Raw genomic sequence first — 17,689 nt, forward strand, 5'->3', positions numbered from 1 at the left:
ACTCCTTTGTCCGGAACGAGATTGGATGACCGCGCTGACACGCGGTCTATTTCAATGTGCGAATCGGAGAGAAGGTTCCGGCCGATGATCCACATCGGCCGGCAAATCACATGCGATAATCCGGCATCGCCCAGGCGCGGAAGCAGTCGGACGACTGGTACGGCGCATTCGAGCTGGCGCGTTCTCTTGCCTGTCTGCGCAGTTCTTCGAGCGATTTTCCGGCAGCGAGTTGCAACCTCACCTGCTCGATGAAGCAGGAAAGGGGCAGGTCCGAGCCGCTCGTGGCTCGCATTTCTTCGGCAATGCGGTTCAGGAAATCCGGGGTTTCGATTGCGCGGGATGCCTCCCGAACATCCTCAGGCGCCGGCGAACCGCTCTGTATCATCATGACAATCCTCCTCCGATTGTTACGCAACACAAGCTCAGTTTAGCACGTTAGTTTAGCGCATGCTCACGCTTCTTGAAGGCCATGTAATGTATTTTTACCCGTACGCTGTCGTACAGTCATGGCCACCGGACGACCGGCGGCATCGACGAGAGTATCGACTCGATATTGCCTCCCGTCTTCAACCCGAAGATTGTACCGCGATCATAGAGCAAATTGAACTCGACATAGCGCCCGCGCCTGATCAATTGTTCATCGCGGTCGGCTTCGGTCCATTCCTTGTTGAAATTGGAGCGGACGATTTTCGGATAAACCATGGCGAAGGCCCGGCCGACATCGCGGGTGAATGCGAAGTCGGCATCCCAGCCGCCGGCTTCCTCGCTCGAATGCAGCCAGTCATAAAAGATGCCGCCGATGCCGCGGGGTTCGTTGCGGTGTTTGAGGAAGAAGTACTCGTCGCACCATTTCTTGTAAGCGCCGTAGTCGGCGACGGCCGAATGGCTGCGGCAGGCAATTTCCATCGCCTTGTGGAAGAGGCGACTATCGTCGTCTTCCTGCGTGCGGCGCCGGTCGAGCACCGGCGTGAGGTCGGCACCGCCCCCGAACCAGCGGCTCGAAGTGACGACCATGCGGGTGTTCATATGCACTGCGGGTACATTGGGGTTCACCGGATGGGCGATCAGCGAAATGCCCGAGGCCCAGAATCGTGGGTCTTCGCTGGCGCCCGGCATCTGGGCGCGGAGGTCGGATGCGAATTCTCCATATACGGTGGAGGTATGGACGCCGACCTTTTCGAAAACACGGCCGTGCATCATCGACATCCGGCCGCCGCCGCCGGCGCCATTTTCACGCGACCACTCCTTGCCGACGAAACGGCCGGGCTCCTGATCCGAAAGAGTGCCGGTCAGCTCGTCTTCCAAGGCCTCGAAGGAGGCGCAGATCGTATCGCGCAATCCTTCGAACCAGGTGCGGGCGGCGACCTTCTTTTCTTCGATGTCATCCGGCAGGCCGATCGGCAGGTCTGGTCGTTCCATCATTGTCCCCAGCAGTCGTTATTGCATCACAAGCGACTCGATGATCGCTGATTGCTGTTTCGTGGTATCAGGTGCCTCGGTGCCTTTCCAGCCGGCGGAATGCTGCATCGATCCGGCAAAGAATCGACTCGCAAATTGATATTTTCAATACTACCTTTCCAGGTCAGAGGTAGGTTTCATGACTAAAATCCCGGGACCTCCGTCGTTTGACGGCTTGAAGCGCAGGATCGAACGGCATCGGGCGGAAGGCACTGCCCGCAAGGGTGATCACTTCGTGCGCCAGACCTATCGGCTTGGCCTGCTTGACGCGCGGGCAAAGGCGCGCGAATGGTTCGCCGAATACCCGAAGGCGGCCTATTGGACCGAAGTGGAAAGCTGGCGGCAGCTCGACAACGACCAGATCGAATTCACCATGCGCCGGCTGCCTTCCGCCGACTGACCGTCATTGCGCTGGCGTGCGCAGGCGGCTCTCGATGAGTAATCCGCTCTCGTCGAGGATCGGATGTGCGACCGAGACGATGTGGGCATTGATGCGTTTTAAATCGCGCAGCATGTCGAGATGCAGCGAGCTCGTCTGCAGGCTGTCGGCGTGGCCCTCGCGCAGGCGTTCAAGGTGGCGTTCGGCGGATTGCTTCTCCATCCTGCGGACTTCGACTTTCACTTCCATCATCTGTTTGGCGAGATTGAAGTCGCGCGTCACGAAAATCGTTTGCGCGATCCGCAGGTTGTCGATCGTCAAATGGAAGAGCTTCTTGAGCTCTTGGTAACCGTCGTCGGAAAACCGCAGGCCGAGCGACGCCTTTTTGCTGATCTGCGGCAGCAGGCCCTTTTCGATGATATCTCCGATATGCTCGAGGTTGATCGCGTAGTCGATGATGACGATCGAGTGGCGACCGTTCTCTTCACTCAGGCCCTCGCGGCCGAGCTTGGAAAGATAGACCTTCACTTCCTGCTGCAAGCGATCGACCCGCTTTTCGAGCGTGGGAATTTCCTTGAGCTTCGTCAGGTCGTTCTGCTCGAAGGCGTCGGAGGCTCGGATCAGCATGCGTTCTATGAGGTCGCCGACGCCGAGGACTTCGCGAGTGGCGCTCGCAAGCGCCACGATAGGCGTCGACAGCTCGTGCTGGTCGAGGTATTTCGGCGCATTGTCGGCTTGTGCTTCCTCCGGAACGAGACGCAGCATCAGCTGCGACAACAGGCGCGAGAACGGCCAGGCGACAGCGGCGAGGAAGAGGTTGAAGCCAAGATGAGCGTCGACCGGCAGCTTGGCGGGATCGAGCGGCAGCATTCCCAAAAGCTCGGCGCCGTAACCGGCAAGCGGAAGGGCGATCACGCAGCCGGCAGCCCGCACGATCAGGTTGCCAAGCGTAACGCGCTTTGCCGAGGCAGGTCCGCCAAGCGAAGCGACGACCGGGGGAATTGCGCCGCCAAGATTGGCACCCAGGACGAGAACGATCACCAATCCCGCCGAGAGGATGCCCGTCGATGCCAGGGAAAGTATGAGGACAACGGCGGCAAGGCTCGACGACGAAATGAAGGCAATGCCGGCGGAGAATGCAAGGGCAACCGGCCAAGCGTTGTCGAGCAGGCCGATGAAGGCGGCAAGCGCGGGAGATTGGCGCATAGGCTCCGTTGCCCCGCTCAAGAGATGCAGAGACAAGAGCATCAGGCCGATGCCTATCAGTGCGGTGCCACCACCTTGGCGTGCGCTCGAGCCACTACGATAGAGGATGATACCCGCGAGGATGACGAGCGGCGACAGCCATTCGATGCCGGTCGCGACGATCCAGGCTGTGACGGCCGTGCCGACATTTGCGCCGAGCAGGACGATCTGCGCCATGCGAGGCTTCACCAGCTCGCGCTCGACGAAGGAGGCGACCATCAGCGCCGTCGCCGTAGAACTTTGCAATGCCAATGTGGCGACGAAGCCTGAAACGAAGGAGCGCAACCCGCCACGCGTGCCCGTCGCAAGACCTGTTCGCAGCCGCGCACCGAAGGCCCGCGATACGCCGTCCTTCACCTGCGCGAGGCCAAACAGCAGCAGGGCTACCGCGCCGAACAGGTTTATCATGACGATCGTGGATTCCATTCTGTGCGTGCTTTTCTTCCCGATTAGGCCGGCGCAATCTGCGCCTCAGCGCATTGCCATGTCTTTGAAATCGCGGCCTAGTTCTCACTTTATGATTGCCGGCTAAGTATAATACGCCTGTTCCTGGATAGCACAACGCCGTTTGCGACATATCATGGCGGGCCTCGCGATGCCGCTCAGTAGCGAAATCAACGCCAAGCGGTCTGGCGCATCGCCTCGCCGGTGATCATGGCAGCCGATACCGCGACATTGATCGAGCGCTGGCCCGCAACCATCGGGATCAGGATGCGCTCGTCGGCCCTTTCATGAACATGATCTGGAACGCCTGCGCTTTCGCGGCCGAACAACAAGATGTCGTTCGGCGCGAATGCAAAGTCCGTGTATCGGACAGATGCCTTGGTGGAAGCGAGCACGATGCGACGACCCGTCGGAGCCCGCCATTCCTCGAAGCGATCCCAACTGACATGACGGGTCAGCGCAACGGTTGCGATGTAGTCCATGCCGGCGCGCTTCAGATTGCGGTCGGAAATGTCGAAGCCGGCGGGCTCGATGATGTCGACGCTAACGCCGAGGCATGCGGCAAGGCGCAGGATCGTGCCGGTATTGCCGGGGATGTCGGGCTGGTAAAGCGCCAGTCTGAGATCAGTCATCCGAAGTTCCATCTTGCTGCCTGGGGCGAGGAGACCTAGTCCAACTGTGATTTCGGTGCAACAGGCGCCTTTTGACCCCGAATTGTTCAGTCTGTGCCGATTTTGGACTGGAAATTTCGCAGTTTTCGCGTTATTGGTGCGTATCTTCAATCGCCAGCTAGGGAGGGCCAACATGAATATTCTGATGCTTACGCGCCTTCCAGCCGCAATACCAAGCGTGGCGATCTCGCGCTTCTGAGCGCAAGCTTTCTAAAACTCCCCATTTTTGATCCATTGCGCGGCTGTCGTGGCCTCGCCCCTCGAACGTCCGGTTCCCATATGTGCCTCAGCGCGTTTTGCGCAGGCTGGGAGGTGGAACGGTGAAGTTCCGGAGCACTTTTCATGTTTAGCTGGTTCGAACAGCGACTGAACCCCTTTCCGAGTGAGGAGCCTGTCGTTCCGCCCAAGGGTCTTTTTGCCTTCTGCTGGCATTACACGAAGCCTGCGGCGCCCTGGCTTGCAGCCATGGCCGTGCTGACGGCGCTGATTGCCATCGGCGAAGTGACACTCTTCCAGTTTCTCGGCGATATCGTCGACTGGCTGACAAATGCCGACAAGGCGACGTTCCTGCAGGCCGAATGGCACAAGCTTGCCTGGATGGCTGCCTTGATCCTCGTCGGCCTGCCCCTGGCGGCTGGGCTCGATTCGCTTATCATGCATCAGGTCCTGCTCGGCAACTACCCGATGATCGCGCGTTGGCAGATGCACCGCTTCCTGCTGCGCCATAGCATGACCTTCTTCGCCAACGAGTTTGCCGGACGCGTTGCGACCAAGGTGATGCAGACCTCGCTTGCCGTTCGTGAAACAACGATGAAGATCCTCGATGTCTTCGTCTATGTCGTCACGTATTTCCTGACGATGATCATCGTGATCGCCGCGGCAGACTGGCGGCTGATGGTTCCGATCCTGGTCTGGCTCGCCGTCTATGTCAGCATCGTGTCGTATTTCGTGCCCCGGCTGCGCAGGATCGCGGCGCAGCAGGCAGATGCACGCTCGATGATGACGGGCCGGGTTGTCGACAGCTACACGAACATTGCGACCGTCAAGCTCTTCTCGCATGCAGGCAGAGAGGAAAGCTATGCCAAGGCCGGCATGGACGAGTTCCTGCAGACAGTGCATCAGCAGATGCGTCGCGTCACGCTGTTCCATGTGTGCGTCTATATCAACAACTGCGTGGCGCTCTTCGTCATCTCGGGCCTGTCGATCTGGTTCTGGCTGAATGGCCAGATATCGGTCGGCGCGATTGCCATCGCGATCGGCCTTGCGATGCGCGTCAACGGCATGTCGCAATGGATCATGTGGGAGGTATCCGCGCTCTTTGAAAACATCGGCACCGTCTATGACGGCATGGAGATGATGACGAAGAACCATGACATCACCGACAAGCCCGACGCGCCGCCGATGCAGGCCAAGAAGGGTGCGATCCAATACGAGCGCATCCGCTTCCATTACGGCAAGGGCAAGGGCGTCATAGACAACCTGTCGCTCGACATCAAGGCGGGTGAGAAGGTCGGTCTCGTAGGCCGCTCAGGCGCCGGCAAGACGACGCTGATGAACCTGCTGCTGCGCTTTTATGACCTGGAAGCCGGCCGCATCACCATCGACGGCCAGGATATCTCGCAGGTATCGCAGGAAAGCCTCCGCTCGCTGATCGGCGTGGTGACACAGGATACGTCGCTGCTGCACCGCTCGATCCGCGACAACATCGCCTATGGCCGTCCGGATGCGACGGACGCGGAGGTGATCGAGGCGGCGAAGCGGGCAAATGCCTTCGAGTTCATCGAAGGGCTTGTCGACTTGCAGGGCCGCAAGGGATTCGACGCGCAGGTTGGCGAGCGCGGCGTGAAGCTCTCCGGTGGCCAGCGCCAGCGGGTTGCGATCGCCCGGGTGTTCCTGAAGGACGCACCGATCCTGGTGCTCGACGAGGCGACCTCGGCACTCGATTCAGAAGTGGAAGCGGCGATCCAGGAGAACCTTTTTGCGCTGATGGAAGGCAAGACGGTGATCGCGATCGCCCATCGCCTGTCGACGTTGACGGAGATGGATCGCCTGATCGTGCTCGACAAGGGCCGCATCGTCCAGGCCGGCTCGCACGCCGACCTCGTCAGTCAAGGCGGCATTTATGCAGATCTCTGGACCCGCCAGTCCGGCGGCTTCCTCGCCGATCATTCGCAAGAAGCCGAGGAAGCGGCGGAATAAAGAAAAACCTCCCTGCGAAAGCGGGGAGGGAATTTGCTGGGCCAGTTAGGCAATAGGGCGATAAGGTAGACTGTTAACCTTGCAGATCGTGCCACCTGCGCGCTTGGTCGACGCAAGCTGCCGCCTGCACTGGATGATTCCTAACGGAGCCGTTGCCGGTTCACAGGCTGTCTGCCCAGTCTCTTACCCTGTGACGCTCGACCACGACGATGGCGCCTGCCATCGTGCCGAGGGCCGTCAGGCGGCGCTCTTCCTGGTTGTCGAGCCATGCGGCAACCGCCTCGCTGACGATGGTGTCGCGCGATATGCCGAGTTGGGCTGCGGTTTCATCGAGTCTGTCCGCAAGCGGAAGCGGAATATGCGATGCGAGCACCCTTGTTTCCATGACGGTATTTCTCCGTTAAGCACTCATTGTACTCCGAGATCGTGACGAGGTCAGCGACATTCAACACGGATGCCGCCGATGTTACCGAAAATTACCAAAATATAAGGTTGCGTCCGTACTCCATTCCCTTTGCCGCAGGGTTGTCTCGGACTATAACGCAATGATGCTCCTGCGCCCGATACTCAATTTGTTTGAAAGCTGGATCGATCCGTTCCGCCGGCGCGGCAATATACAGCCGCCGCGTTCGACGGCCGGCTTCATCTGGTTCTACATCGGTCAGGCGAAATGGCCCTTCGTCGCGATGCTCGTTCTCGGCGGCATGTCGGCGGCGATCGAGGCGGCGCTTTTCTGGTTCGTCGGTCGATTGGTCGATATTTTGAGCACGGTAAGGCCGGGTGTTGGCTGGAGCGAGATACTTGCTGCACACGGCAACGAGCTCTTCGGAATGCTCGCTTTGATCGGCTTTGTCCGTTTTCTTGTGGTCTTCCTCATCGCGCTGGTCGATCAGCAGGTCATCACGCCCGGTTTTTACAATCTCGCGCGCTGGCAATCCTATCTCCACGTCTCGCGCCAGTCGCTGCATTTTTTCCAGAGCGATTTTTCCGGGCGGATCGTGACGAAGGTCTGGTCGGCCGGCCAGGCGGTGGGTGATCTCGTGACCTCGCTCATGGAGAGCGTCTGGTTCGTGGGAATCTATGCGGCGACGACACTGGTGCTGGTGGCTCAGCTCGATCTTTCGCTTGCCGCCGTGGTGCTGTTTTGGCTCGCTGCCTTCGGCGTGCTTGCCCGCTATTTCGTGCCGCGCATCCGCTATCACTCGCGCGAGACTGCTGAAGCTGCCTCGATGCTCAATGGACGCATGGTCGATTCCTACAGCAACATCCAGACACTGAAGCTTTTCGCTCGTCACGAGGAGAGCGACCGCTACATGCGCCAGGGTTTCGATATCTATCAGGATACCGTGTTGCGCTTTACCCGGTTCATTACCGGTGTGCGCGCCTCCATGGCGCTGCTTTCCGGCCTGATGATCGTGACGATGGGCGGTTTAAGCGTCGACTTGTGGCTGCGCGGATTGGTGAGTTCCGGTTCCGTGGCTTTTTCGCTGGCCCTCGTCCTGCGCCTCAACTTCCTCCTTGGGCGCCTGATGACGCAGTTCAACGGCATCATGCGCAATCTGGGCACGATCCAGAATGCTGCCGAATTGATCTCGCAGCCGCTCGGTCTCGTCGACCGGCCCAATGCTCCCGATCTCGTCGTCCGGGAGCCCGGCATCCGCTTCGAGAACGTCTCCTTCCATTACGGCCGGGGCAAGGGCGTGATCGAAGATTTCTCGCTCACCGTCGCACCTGGCGAAAAGGTCGGGATCGTCGGGCGCTCCGGCGCCGGCAAGTCGACCCTGGTCAATCTGCTGTTGCGCCTCTACGATCTTGAAGGCGGGCGCATTCTCGTCGATGGCCAGGATATTGCTGCGGTCAGCCAGGAGTCGCTGCGCATGCAAATCGGCGTCGTCAGCCAGGACACATCGCTGCTGCACCGTTCGGTCCGCGACAACATCCTGTTCGGCCGGCCCGATGCGGAGGAAGAACGGCTGCTCGATGCCGCACGGCGGGCAGAGGCGCTCGACTTCATCGAGCGTCTGCACGATCAGCAGGGGCGCAAGGGTTTCGACGCGCATGTCGGCGAGCGCGGCGTGAAGCTTTCCGGTGGGCAGCGGCAACGCATCGCAATCGCGCGCCTCATGCTGAAGGATGCGCCGATCCTGGTGCTCGACGAGGCGACCTCGGCGCTCGATTCGGAGGTGGAAGAGGTGATTCAGTCCAATCTCAGCCGGATCATGGAAGGAAAGACTGTGCTGGCTATCGCTCACCGCCTTTCGACCATTGCCGCGCTCGATCGGTTGATCGTTGTCGACCACGGCAGAATCATCGAAGAAGGCACGCATAAATCCCTGGTCCAAAGAGGCGGGCTTTATGCCGAGCTATGGGCGCGCCAGTCCGGCGGCTTCCTTGGTGCAGACGCAGATTTGCCCGGGCGCCAGGCGTGGGCCGTTTAGTCAAGCGTCCGCCAGCTGGGCTCCGATGCGCTGAATCCAGGGGATTGCGGTAAAAAGATCATCTGAAAATACCCGCGACATTGTGCCCTCATATTATTGTCAAGGCTGGACATAATTTGCGATCAAGCATAGAACGCGCCGGATTGGCGGGGAATCTAAGGCCGAATTGTGTCTATGTCGATTCGCCGCTTAGAGGGGCAGTGCGGAATTCCGCGAAAATTGCGCAGAGGATGGTTTAGCCGTGAGCGAACACGAAACGACAAGCGAGGCTCCAGGGGAGCCCACGCGCCGTGATTTCCTTTATCTCACTACTGGTATGGCAGGCGCGGTCGGCGCTGCGGCCGCCGCTTGGCCGTTCATCGACCAGATGCGCCCGGATGCGTCCACGCTCGCTCTTGCTTCCATCGAAGTCGACGTATCGAGCCTTGGGCCGGGCATGTCGCTGACTGCCAAATGGCGCGGCAAGCCGGTCTTCATCCGCAACCGTACGCCCGAGGAAGTGAAGGCTGCCGACGAGGTTCCCCTTTCGGATCTCAAAGATCCGATCGCGCGCAACGAGAACCTTCCGGCCGAAGCGCAGGCAACCGGGGTCGACCGTTCTGCAGGCAAGGACAAGGAAAACTGGATCGTCATGATCGGTTCGTGCACCCATCTCGGTTGCGTGCCACTCGGACAGGCCGGCGAATACAACGGTTGGTTCTGTCCCTGCCATGGCTCGGTCTACGACACGGCCGGCCGCATCCGTAAAGGTCCGGCGCCGACGAACCTGCCGATTCCGACCTATTCGTTCGTTTCCGATACAGTGATCAAGATCGGTTGAGGGGAGACTGATTTATGAGTGGCCATTCCAGCTACGAGCCATCAACCGGCCTGGAGAAGTGGATCGATGCGCGCCTGCCGCTGCCGCGCATGGTCTATGACAGCTTCGTGGCATATCCGGTTCCGCGCAACCTGAACTATGCCTACACTTTCGGCGCCATGCTTTCGGTCATGCTGGTCGTGCAGATCCTGACAGGCGTCGTGCTCGCCATGCATTATGCTGCCGAGACCTCTGTCGCATTCAACGCCGTCGAAAAAATCATGCGCGACGTCAACCATGGCTGGTTGTTGCGCTACATGCATGCCAACGGCGCATCCTTCTTCTTCGTCGCGGTCTACCTGCATATTGCCCGCGGCCTTTACTACGGCTCCTACAAGGCGCCGCGTGAAATCCTCTGGATTCTCGGTGTCCTCATCTATCTGCTGATGATGGCGACCGGCTTCATGGGTTACGTTCTGCCCTGGGGCCAGATGTCCTTCTGGGGCGCGACCGTCATCACCGGCTTCTTCTCGGCCTTTCCGCTGGTCGGCGAATGGGTTCAGCAGTTTCTGCTCGGCGGTTTTGCCGTTGAAAACCCGACGCTCAACCGCTTCTTCTCGCTGCACTATCTGCTGCCCTTCATCATCGCAGGCGTTGTGGTGCTGCATATCTGGGCGCTGCACGTGACGGGTCAGACGAACCCGACAGGCGTCGAGGTCAAGACTAAGACGGACACCGTCCAGTTCACGCCCTATGCGACCCTCAAGGACGCACTCGGCGTTTCGATCTTCCTGCTGGTCTACGCCTACTTCGTCTTCTACATGCCGAATTTCCTCGGCCATCCGGACAATTATATCCCGGCAGACCCGCTGAAGACGCCGGCGCACATCGTTCCGGAATGGTACTTCTTGCCGTTCTACGCGATGCTGCGCTCGATCACGTTCAACATCGGTCCGATCGATTCCAAGCTCGGCGGCGTTCTGGTGATGTTCGGCGCCATCATCGTGCTCTTCTTCCTGCCATGGCTCGATACGTCGAAGGTCCGTTCTGCAGTCTACCGCCCCTGGTACAAGATGTTCTACTGGCTGTTCGTGATCGATGCGATCATCCTCGGCTGGCTCGGTTCCCAGCCGGCGGAAGGTGCCTTCGTCCTGATCTCGCAGATCTGTACGCTGCTTTACTTTGCTTTCTTCCTGGTCGCCATGCCAGTGCTTGGCCTCGTCGAGACGCCGCGCCGCATTCCAAACTCGATCACCGAAGCCGTGCTGGAAAAGCGCAATCAACAAACTGCTACGGTCAAGGCATAGGCGAGCGGAAGGAATAGAATGATGAAAAAGCTTATTGCAAGCATTCTGCCGCTCGCAGTCGTAGCTATCCTCGGAACTGCTGCATTTGCACAGGAAGCGACGCCCGGCGAGGGCGCCGCTCCGGCCGAGCACGAGGAAGGCGCCACGCCGCACTATCCGCTGAAGCACCCGCGGGAGCAGGACTGGAGCTTCGCCGGCCCGTTCGGCCATTATGACAAGGGCCAGCTGCAGCGCGGCCTGAAGGTCTACGCGGAAGTCTGTTCGGCCTGCCACTCCATGAGCCTCGTTCCCTTCCGCATGCTCGGCGAGCTCGGTTACTCCGAGGCGCAGGTCAAGGCCTTTGCCGCGAACTACGAAGTCCAGGATGGTCCGGATGCTGCAGGTGAGATGTTCACCCGCAAGGCTATCCCTTCGGATTATTTCCCCTCGCCATACGCCAACGCTCAGGCCGCTGCCGCCGCGAACAATGGCGCGGCCCCACCGGATTTCTCGCTGATCGCCAAGGCCCGCGGGATAACCCGCGGCTTTCCGCAGTTCGTCTTCGATATCTTCACCCAGTATCAGGAGGGCGGACCGGACTATATCTACTCGCTGCTGACCGGCTATGAAGAGCCGCCGGCGGGCTTCCAGGTTCCGGAGGGTGCGCACTACAACCCCTACTTCAACGCTGCCGCGGCTTTCGCGATGCCGAAGCCGCTCTCAGACGATCAGGTGACCTATGACGACGGCACGCCGCAGACCGTCGATCAGTATTCCAAGGACGTCTCGGCCTTCCTGATGTGGGCCGCAGAGCCGCACCTCGAGGATCGCAAGAGCACCGGCTTCATGGTCATCGTGTTCCTGCTGATCTTCTCCGGTCTCATCTTCCTGACGAAGCGCTCGGTCTATGCCAACAAGGAGCACTGAGCGGTTCTAGCTCGACAAGCAAATGGCGGCTTTCGGGCCGCCTTTTTTGTTGGTTCCATGTCAGCCAGTTGATAGGGTGCAACCGACTAAACGCCCTCGCATACACACGGACCTCCCATGAACAATATTGCCTCGGAGCTTGCGGCTAGCATCCGCTCCATCCCGGACTATCCGAAGCCTGGCATTATCTTTCGCGACATCACGACGCTTCTTGGCAATCCACGGGCGTTTCGCCGCGCAGTGGATGAGCTGGTGCAGCCCTATGCGGGCCTGAAAATCGACAAGATCGCCGGCATGGAAGCGCGCGGCTTCATCCTGGGCGGCGCCGTTGCGCATCAGCTTTCGTCCGGGTTCGTGCCAATCCGCAAGAAGGGCAAGCTGCCGCACGATACAGTGCGGATCGCCTACAGCCTCGAATATGGCGTCGACGAGATGGAGATGCACCGGGATGCCGTTCAGCCGGGCGAGAAGGTCATCCTCGTGGACGATCTGATTGCAACCGGCGGGACGGCAGTCGGCGCGACGAAGCTCCTTCGCCAGATGGGTGCGGAAGTCGTCGGTGCGTGCTTCGTCATCGATCTGCCGGATCTCGGCGGCCGCAGGAAGCTCGAGGAGCTTGGCGTGAACGTCCACACGCTGGTCGAATTCGCCGGGCACTGAAGCCCGGCTTTATTCGAATTCGAGCACGCTGCCCTCGAAACGGATGACAGGCGTGCCGTCTTGGTTCACGCCTTCGTTGAGGATCGAGTTCAGGAACCAGCCCGGCCTCGATGTGAGAGGCCGGCTGGCAAGCAAGGTCACCGAATAGCTGACCGTCTCGTCGACGAAGACCGGACGCAGCCATTGCAATTTCTGGAAGCCGGGCGAAGGGCCGAGTTTCGGCGGTGCAAGGCCCTGCCTGGCAAGTCGCGCGGTTTCCTTTTCCCAGTAATCGAGGAAAGTTCGCATCCAGGCGGCGCATGTATGCCAGCCCGAGGCGCAGAGATTGCCGAAAAGTGTCTTCCTGGCGGCTTCCTTGTCGATATGGAAGCGCTGCGGGTCGAAGCGTGTGGCGAAATGGACGATCCGCTCCTCGGTAAAGGTATAGCCGCCGATCGAGGCCTTTTCGCCAATCGTATAAAGCTCCGCCATCCTCATGGGTTTATCTCCACGGTGTCGCGCATGCTGAACATAATCCAGTTTTCGCAATAGCAGACCAGATGGCCGTGCTGATTGTGAACCTCATGCTTGAAACGGGCGATTCCGATTCCGGGCCGCGAGCGCATTGCACGCGATTCCAGCACCGTCGAACGCCCGGACAGTGTGTCGCCGGCAAGCACGGGCTTCTTCCATTCCATCACGTCGATGCCGGGTGCGCCCTGCGAATGCGAGTTGAGCAGAAAACCATAGGCCATCATACGCATGAAAAGCGCAGACGTATGCCAGCCGGAAGCCGCGAGCCCGCCAAGGATGCTGGCGCGTCCGGCCATCTCGTCCATGTGCATTGGCTGCGGGTCGAACTCGGTTGCGAACTCGATGATTTCCTGCGCCGTCACGGCGACCGGGCCCAATGCAAAGCTGCGGCCCGGCTCGAAGTCTTCAAAAACTAGCTTCATCTGGCCTCGCCCTTTCTCGGCCGTGCGGACAAATCAGGTATTGAAGCGGAAGTGGATTACGTCGCCGTCCTGAACCACGTATTCCTTGCCTTCATCCCGGGCTTTGCCCGCGTCCTTGGCGCCTGTTTCGCCGCCGAACGCGATGTAGTCGTTATAGCCGATAGTGAAGGCACGGATGAAGCCGCGTTCGAAATCGGTGTGGATCACGCCGGCAGCGGCCGGTGCCTTGGTGCCGCGCACGATCGTCCAAGCGCGGGTCTCCTTGGGGCCGACCGTGAAATAGGTGATCAAGTCGAGCAGGTGATAGCCTGCGCGGATTAGCCGGTCGAGGCCGGCCTCTTCGAGACCGAGTGCGTGGAGGAATTCCTTGCTTTCTTCTTCGGGCAGTTGAGCCACTTCGGATTCGATCGCAGCCGAGATGATCACGCATTCGGCGCCTTGGGCTTTCGCCATCTCGGCAACGGCCTCGGTATGTTCGTTGCCCGTTGCTGCATCGGCTTCCGCGACGTTGCACACGTAGAGCACCGGATGCGAAGTCAGAAGGTTCAGGCTCTTCAGGACTTCGATCTCGTCGGCGCCGAGCGTCTTCAGCAGTATACGAGCCGGCTTGCCTTCGTTGAGAAGCTTGATCACCGCTTCCATGACGGGAAGCTGCGTCAGCGAATCCTTGTCCTTGGAGGCGGCGCGTTTGCGGGTTTGCTCGACTCGGCGCTCAAGACTTTCAAGGTCGGCAAGCATCAGCTCGGTTTCGATGGTTTCGGCGTCGCCGACCGGATTGATACGGCCTTCGACATGAGTGATGTCGTCATCCTCAAAGCAGCGCAGCACATGCACGACGGCATCGACTTCGCGGATGTTGGCGAGGAACTTGTTGCCTAGGCCCTCGCCCTTCGAGGCGCCGCGCACCAGACCGGCGATATCGACGAAGGAAATGCGGGTAGGGATGATTTCCCTGGAGCCGGCGATCGAGGCGAGCTTGTGCATCCGGGGATCGGGAACGGCGACTTCGCCGGTGTTCGGCTCGATCGTACAGAAGGGATAGTTCGCCGCCTGCGCCGCTGCCGTCTTGGTGAGCGCGTTGAAGAGTGTCGACTTGCCGACATTCGGCAGACCGACGATACCGCATTTGAAGCCCATGACTGGATGTCCGTATTCGCTGAAATCGTTGCCTTGCCTATGGGATAAAGGAGCCATGCGGTCAAGTCTTCGGCCGCTTTTACCGCCGCTCACTTGCCGATCGGGCGACACTGGCCTATTTTTCCGCAGGCGGAGATTTCGAGACCTGTTGCGGATTTTACTGAAAGGGCAAGTGACCTCGCCCAGGAGATCCTGGACCATCTCGGTGTCAAACCCGGCGACTGGCTTGAACTTCGGCTCTTGCCTGATCGGGCGCGCAGCCGACACAGTCGAAATTTCCTCGCCGACGATAATTGTCTGATTGAGAACTCGTTCTCATGTCATCAACGGGTGGATTTCCGATGAGTGACAACGACGTTGCAATAAAACCGAAAACCAAGGTCAAGCTGAAGCTGGATAAGCCGAAGCTCTACAAGGTTCTTCTCTTCAACGATGACTATACGCCACGTGAGTTCGTCGTCATGATCCTCAAAGCCATTTTCCGGATGAGCGAGGAGACGGGATACAGGGTGATGATGACGGCGCATAAAATGGGCTCCAGCGTGGTCGTCGTCTGCGCCAAGGACATTGCCGAGACCAAGGTCAAGGAGGCGATGGACTATGCCAAGGAGGCAGGCTTTCCGCTGATGTTTACGGCAGAACCCGAAGAATAGGCCGTTTCTTAACCAATCTTCTTAAGCCGCCATCCGTCAATTTTCGCTACATTGCGCCGAGGACGGAGGCCCGCATGCATGCTGAGGCAGCGACTTGGCATTATTTCGTAGCCGCGGCGCTCTTTGCGATCTTCGGGGCAATGGGTCATGTCGTGCGTGCGCTGTGCAACGTCTATCCGGACAGGCTTTCGGACAAGCCGATCATCGATCTTGCCATTTCGGACGGTTATGATCTTTCCGACATGCTCTTCGGAACGGAATATGACGATGCCGGCTACTATCGGCTCGACAGCCTCAAGAACCTGCGCATTGCCTGCTCCATTGCCGTCGTTGCCGGCATTGGCACCATGCTGTTCGTAGAGGATGCCTCGATCCTGATGGCAACGGCGATCGACGACGGAGCCAGCGCGCTTCGGGAACTGCTCGTCAACCGCTTTCAAGAGCTGCAATTGCTGATCAGCCGGGGCGTCTGATCTGATAACCTGTCTTATCCCGCATGAAGCCGCAGTTTTCGTAAAAAAGCAGCGTCGCGGGGTTCCTTGAACCGGTAAGGAGCATCACTTTATAGCAATTCTCCTTCCAGGCCGTTGCGCAGGCATGACGGATCAAGGCGCCGGCATAACCCTTCCTGCGGTGATCGGCGTGCGTGACGACATTCTCGACAAGAGCGTATGAAGCGCCGTTTCGCGTCAGATTGGGCGAAATGATCAGTGTGGCGGATGCAACGGGCATGTCGCCGGCCAGCGCGACAAATATGGTCATGCCCGGTTGGGCAAGGATGGCTGAGAAGCGGTCGCTTGCCCGGGCGGGATCGATCGCTGGATCATCGGGATTGAGGTGGCGGTAGAGCTCAAGAAGCGTCTGCAGATCGCCAGGACCGGCATGCCGGATCATGATGTCCTGCTTCGACATCGTGCTTACTCGCCCTTGCTGCCAAACATCTTCTTCAGCATTTCCGCCATGGGCCCGGTCGCAGGCAGCTTGGGCTGCGTGTGATTGCGCGCCTGATGGATGTGGGATTGGGCTGCAGACTTCCTTTCGGCCTTCGGCTTGTTTTCCTCCGCCTTGGCGCCGACAGCAAGCGCCAGCTTGTTCATCAGCTGCGAATCCTCGTTGCGCACCAGCATGTCGGCATTGTCGGCAAGCGTTTCCAAAAGCGGCTGCAGCCAGGCCTGGTCGGCCTTGGCGAAGTCCGCGAGGACGTGGTGCTGCACAAGTTCTTTGACGCCAGGGTGGCCGATGCCGAGGCGAAGGCGCCGGTAATCCTTGCCGCAATGGGCATCGAGCGACCTGATGCCGTTGTGGCCGCCATTGCCGCCGCCGATCTTCAGCCGGGCCTTGCCGGGCGGCAGGTCGAGCTCGTCATAGATGGCGACGAGATCGCAAGGCTGCAGCTTGTAGAAGCGCATGGCTTCGCCGACGGCTTCGCCGGAGAGGTTCATGTAGGTTTGCGGCTTGACAAGCAGTACCTTCTCGCCACCGAGCTCGCCTTCGGAAATTTCCGCCCTGAACTTCTTGGACCAGGGGGAAAAGCTGTGGCGCCTGTGGATGGCGTCGGCCGCCATGAAGCCGATATTGTGACGGTTTCCGGCATGTTTGCTTCCGGGATTGCCGAGACCCGCTATGATCAGCATTTGGCCAGTCCGTTTGTTGAATGCCTGCTGTCGCTTCACCACCGCGAAATGGGCAGGAAGTCAAGCGCAAAGGCACGGCGCGGCGCTAATCGCCGAGATCCAGTCCATACTTGAAGAAGATCTCCTTCTGGATTCCGTTGGAAATCAGCTTGTCGAGGGCGGTCTGCATCCGCACCTGAAGTTCGGATGGAAAATCCTTGTGACAGGCGATACCCATCGGCTGTGAGGAGAGCATGGTGACCATTTCCACCGGCTGATCCGCCTTCAGCTTTTCGAAGTAAAGCTCTGAAATGGGCATCATGTCGATACGGCCGCCGAGAAGCTTGCGAAGCGTGGCGTTGAAGTCGCTAGCGATATCGAGCTTGGTAAAGCCCTTCTGCCTCAACACCATCTCGGTATAGTCCTCGCGCTGCGTGCCGACAGTATATTTCTTGGACGCCTCCAGGTCACTCGCAACCACGCCCGATCCTTTCCTTGTGATCAAAATATTACGATCGACGAGCAGGGGCTCGATCCATTTGAAAAGGGGATCGCGCAGGCCATTGTGTGCCGTGGCAAAAACGCAGGTCATCGGCCTTGATTGCGCGAGGCTATAGGCGCGCGCCCAGGGCATCATCTCGATGGTATAGTCGACGCCGATATCGGCCATGACCTTTTCAACTTGTTCGACGGTCGCGCCCTTGATCACCTTCCCGTCGCGATAATTGAAGGGCGCGTATTCTTCAGTCGTGAAATTCACCGTCTGTGACTGTGCCGGCGCTGCGCAAGGAAGCGTCAGAAAAGCAAGAAGCAGGAGCTTTTTCATCTATTTCCACCTTCAATGC

20 protein-coding genes are annotated in these 17,689 nt (G+C 59.3%); 9 read left to right on the forward strand and 11 right to left on the reverse strand.

The features are described from left to right. Positions 1 to 106: 106 nt before the first annotated feature. On the reverse strand, positions 107 to 388 hold the full coding sequence (locus EV130_RS13305) for a hypothetical protein (protein WP_074061863.1): 282 nt from the start codon (positions 386 to 388) through the stop codon (positions 107 to 109). Between the two features lie 116 nt (positions 389 to 504). Further along, a complete protein-coding gene (hemF, locus tag EV130_RS13310) occupies positions 505 to 1,419 on the reverse strand; it encodes an oxygen-dependent coproporphyrinogen oxidase (protein ID WP_074063245.1) in 915 nt (304 codons plus the stop codon). Between the two features lie 178 nt (positions 1,420 to 1,597). Between hemF and EV130_RS13315 the strand changes: the two genes are divergently transcribed. Further along, positions 1,598 to 1,858, forward strand: a complete 261-nt coding sequence (locus tag EV130_RS13315) for a hypothetical protein (RefSeq protein ID WP_022714201.1) — start codon at positions 1,598 to 1,600, stop codon at positions 1,856 to 1,858. Positions 1,859 to 1,861: 3 nt separating this feature from the next. Here the strand turns inward: EV130_RS13315 and EV130_RS13320 are convergent, their stop codons facing one another. Together EV130_RS13320 and EV130_RS13325 are read right to left on the reverse strand one after the other, a co-directional pair. Continuing rightward, on the reverse strand, positions 1,862 to 3,508 hold the full coding sequence (locus tag EV130_RS13320; RefSeq protein ID WP_074061862.1) for a Na/Pi cotransporter family protein: 1,647 nt from the start codon (positions 3,506 to 3,508) through the stop codon (positions 1,862 to 1,864). Between the two features lie 188 nt (positions 3,509 to 3,696). Continuing rightward, positions 3,697 to 4,158: a tRNA (cytidine(34)-2'-O)-methyltransferase gene (locus EV130_RS13325; protein ID WP_074061861.1), complete on the reverse strand. Its 462-nt coding sequence runs from the start codon at positions 4,156 to 4,158 to the stop codon at positions 3,697 to 3,699. A gap of 381 nt (positions 4,159 to 4,539) precedes the next feature. Here EV130_RS13325 and EV130_RS13330 point away from each other — a divergent pair, with 381 nt between their 5' ends. After that, positions 4,540 to 6,396 carry an ABC transporter ATP-binding protein gene (locus EV130_RS13330; RefSeq protein WP_132660532.1) on the forward strand — a complete coding sequence of 619 codons (1,857 nt, stop codon included), beginning with the start codon at positions 4,540 to 4,542 and terminating at the stop codon, positions 6,394 to 6,396. A gap of 160 nt (positions 6,397 to 6,556) precedes the next feature. Here EV130_RS13330 and EV130_RS13335 read toward each other — a convergent pair whose 3' ends face one another. Beyond that, the gene (locus tag EV130_RS13335; protein WP_074061859.1) at positions 6,557 to 6,781 is read right to left on the reverse strand and encodes a ribbon-helix-helix domain-containing protein; all 225 of its coding nucleotides are present in this window, start codon (positions 6,779 to 6,781) and stop codon (positions 6,557 to 6,559) included. Positions 6,782 to 6,944: 163 nt separating this feature from the next. Here EV130_RS13335 and EV130_RS13340 point away from each other — a divergent pair, with 163 nt between their 5' ends. From EV130_RS13340 to EV130_RS13360, 5 genes are all read left to right on the forward strand, one after another. Beyond that, positions 6,945 to 8,834, forward strand: coding sequence for an ABC transporter ATP-binding protein (locus tag EV130_RS13340; RefSeq protein WP_132660774.1), 1,890 nt, complete (start codon positions 6,945 to 6,947; stop codon positions 8,832 to 8,834). A gap of 241 nt (positions 8,835 to 9,075) precedes the next feature. Then, positions 9,076 to 9,654: a ubiquinol-cytochrome c reductase iron-sulfur subunit gene (petA, locus tag EV130_RS13345; RefSeq protein WP_074061858.1), complete on the forward strand. Its 579-nt coding sequence runs from the start codon at positions 9,076 to 9,078 to the stop codon at positions 9,652 to 9,654. Positions 9,655 to 9,668: 14 nt separating this feature from the next. Next, positions 9,669 to 10,940 carry a cytochrome b gene (locus tag EV130_RS13350; protein WP_074061857.1) on the forward strand — a complete coding sequence of 424 codons (1,272 nt, stop codon included), beginning with the start codon at positions 9,669 to 9,671 and terminating at the stop codon, positions 10,938 to 10,940. A gap of 21 nt (positions 10,941 to 10,961) precedes the next feature. After that, positions 10,962 to 11,846, forward strand: coding sequence for a cytochrome c1 (locus tag EV130_RS13355; protein WP_074063243.1), 885 nt, complete (start codon positions 10,962 to 10,964; stop codon positions 11,844 to 11,846). Between the two features lie 117 nt (positions 11,847 to 11,963). Next, positions 11,964 to 12,506, forward strand: a complete 543-nt coding sequence (locus tag EV130_RS13360; protein ID WP_074061856.1) for an adenine phosphoribosyltransferase — start codon at positions 11,964 to 11,966, stop codon at positions 12,504 to 12,506. A gap of 9 nt (positions 12,507 to 12,515) precedes the next feature. Here the strand turns inward: EV130_RS13360 and EV130_RS13365 are convergent, their stop codons facing one another. The 3 genes from EV130_RS13365 to ychF are packed head-to-tail and all read right to left on the reverse strand — an operon-like array spanning position 12,516 to position 14,578. Continuing rightward, a complete protein-coding gene (locus EV130_RS13365; protein ID WP_132660534.1) occupies positions 12,516 to 12,983 on the reverse strand; it encodes a MaoC family dehydratase in 468 nt (155 codons plus the stop codon). Beyond that, the gene (locus tag EV130_RS13370) at positions 12,980 to 13,441 is read right to left on the reverse strand and encodes a MaoC family dehydratase (RefSeq protein WP_074061854.1); all 462 of its coding nucleotides are present in this window, start codon (positions 13,439 to 13,441) and stop codon (positions 12,980 to 12,982) included. Before EV130_RS13370 ends, EV130_RS13365 begins: the two co-directional genes overlap by 4 nt. A gap of 33 nt (positions 13,442 to 13,474) precedes the next feature. Continuing rightward, positions 13,475 to 14,578, reverse strand: a complete 1,104-nt coding sequence (gene ychF, locus EV130_RS13375; RefSeq protein ID WP_074061853.1) for a redox-regulated ATPase YchF — start codon at positions 14,576 to 14,578, stop codon at positions 13,475 to 13,477. Between the two features lie 341 nt (positions 14,579 to 14,919). Between ychF and clpS the strand changes: the two genes are divergently transcribed. Together clpS and EV130_RS13385 are read left to right on the forward strand one after the other, a co-directional pair. Then, entirely contained in the window at positions 14,920 to 15,231 is a 312-nt protein-coding gene (gene clpS, locus EV130_RS13380) for an ATP-dependent Clp protease adapter ClpS (protein WP_074061852.1), read from the forward strand. 74 nt (positions 15,232 to 15,305) lie between these two features. Beyond that, entirely contained in the window at positions 15,306 to 15,704 is a 399-nt protein-coding gene (locus EV130_RS13385; protein WP_132660536.1) for a hypothetical protein, read from the forward strand. Here EV130_RS13385 and EV130_RS13390 read toward each other — a convergent pair. The 3 genes from EV130_RS13390 to EV130_RS13400 all read right to left on the reverse strand — a co-directional run bounded on the left by EV130_RS13390 (position 15,688) and on the right by EV130_RS13400 (position 17,670). Beyond that, a complete protein-coding gene (locus tag EV130_RS13390; protein WP_074061850.1) occupies positions 15,688 to 16,143 on the reverse strand; it encodes a GNAT family N-acetyltransferase in 456 nt (151 codons plus the stop codon). The two genes, EV130_RS13385 and EV130_RS13390, sit on opposite strands and share 17 nt — an antisense overlap. A 5-nt stretch (positions 16,144 to 16,148) precedes the next feature. Then, on the reverse strand, positions 16,149 to 16,865 hold the full coding sequence (pth, locus tag EV130_RS13395) for an aminoacyl-tRNA hydrolase (RefSeq protein ID WP_074061849.1): 717 nt from the start codon (positions 16,863 to 16,865) through the stop codon (positions 16,149 to 16,151). 85 nt (positions 16,866 to 16,950) lie between these two features. Continuing rightward, on the reverse strand, positions 16,951 to 17,670 hold the full coding sequence (locus EV130_RS13400) for a substrate-binding periplasmic protein (protein WP_074061848.1): 720 nt from the start codon (positions 17,668 to 17,670) through the stop codon (positions 16,951 to 16,953). Positions 17,671 to 17,689: the final 19 nt, after the last annotated feature.

Origin of the sequence: Rhizobium azibense (assembly GCF_004342325.1) — a bacterium.
Taxonomy (GTDB): domain Bacteria; phylum Pseudomonadota; class Alphaproteobacteria; order Rhizobiales; family Rhizobiaceae; genus Rhizobium; species Rhizobium etli_B.

What these genes read in the sequence shown, in the direction of transcription:
- EV130_RS13365 (WP_132660534.1), bottom strand. Translation starts at nt 12,983, where the DNA reads ATGAGGATGGCGGAGCTTTATACGATTGGCGAAAAGGCCTCGATCGGC.
- EV130_RS13370 (WP_074061854.1), bottom strand. Translation starts at nt 13,441, where the DNA reads ATGAAGCTAGTTTTTGAAGACTTCGAGCCGGGCCGCAGCTTTGCATTG.
- EV130_RS13360 (WP_074061856.1), top strand. Translation starts at nt 11,964, where the DNA reads ATGAACAATATTGCCTCGGAGCTTGCGGCTAGCATCCGCTCCATCCCG.
- pth (WP_074061849.1), bottom strand. Translation starts at nt 16,865, where the DNA reads ATGCTGATCATAGCGGGTCTCGGCAATCCCGGAAGCAAACATGCCGGA.
- EV130_RS13400 (WP_074061848.1), bottom strand. Translation starts at nt 17,670, where the DNA reads ATGAAAAAGCTCCTGCTTCTTGCTTTTCTGACGCTTCCTTGCGCAGCG.
- EV130_RS13385 (WP_132660536.1), top strand. Translation starts at nt 15,306, where the DNA reads ATGCATGCTGAGGCAGCGACTTGGCATTATTTCGTAGCCGCGGCGCTC.
- EV130_RS13325 (WP_074061861.1), bottom strand. Translation starts at nt 4,158, where the DNA reads ATGACTGATCTCAGACTGGCGCTTTACCAGCCCGACATCCCCGGCAAT.
- EV130_RS13320 (WP_074061862.1), bottom strand. Translation starts at nt 3,508, where the DNA reads ATGGAATCCACGATCGTCATGATAAACCTGTTCGGCGCGGTAGCCCTG.
- EV130_RS13340 (WP_132660774.1), top strand. Translation starts at nt 6,945, where the DNA reads ATGCTCCTGCGCCCGATACTCAATTTGTTTGAAAGCTGGATCGATCCG.
- hemF (WP_074063245.1), bottom strand. Translation starts at nt 1,419, where the DNA reads ATGGAACGACCAGACCTGCCGATCGGCCTGCCGGATGACATCGAAGAA.
- EV130_RS13305 (WP_074061863.1), bottom strand. Translation starts at nt 388, where the DNA reads ATGATGATACAGAGCGGTTCGCCGGCGCCTGAGGATGTTCGGGAGGCA.
- clpS (WP_074061852.1), top strand. Translation starts at nt 14,920, where the DNA reads ATGAGTGACAACGACGTTGCAATAAAACCGAAAACCAAGGTCAAGCTG.
- EV130_RS13355 (WP_074063243.1), top strand. Translation starts at nt 10,962, where the DNA reads ATGAAAAAGCTTATTGCAAGCATTCTGCCGCTCGCAGTCGTAGCTATC.
- ychF (WP_074061853.1), bottom strand. Translation starts at nt 14,578, where the DNA reads ATGGGCTTCAAATGCGGTATCGTCGGTCTGCCGAATGTCGGCAAGTCG.
- EV130_RS13330 (WP_132660532.1), top strand. Translation starts at nt 4,540, where the DNA reads ATGTTTAGCTGGTTCGAACAGCGACTGAACCCCTTTCCGAGTGAGGAG.
- EV130_RS13335 (WP_074061859.1), bottom strand. Translation starts at nt 6,781, where the DNA reads ATGGAAACAAGGGTGCTCGCATCGCATATTCCGCTTCCGCTTGCGGAC.
- EV130_RS13315 (WP_022714201.1), top strand. Translation starts at nt 1,598, where the DNA reads ATGACTAAAATCCCGGGACCTCCGTCGTTTGACGGCTTGAAGCGCAGG.
- EV130_RS13390 (WP_074061850.1), bottom strand. Translation starts at nt 16,143, where the DNA reads ATGTCGAAGCAGGACATCATGATCCGGCATGCCGGTCCTGGCGATCTG.
- EV130_RS13350 (WP_074061857.1), top strand. Translation starts at nt 9,669, where the DNA reads ATGAGTGGCCATTCCAGCTACGAGCCATCAACCGGCCTGGAGAAGTGG.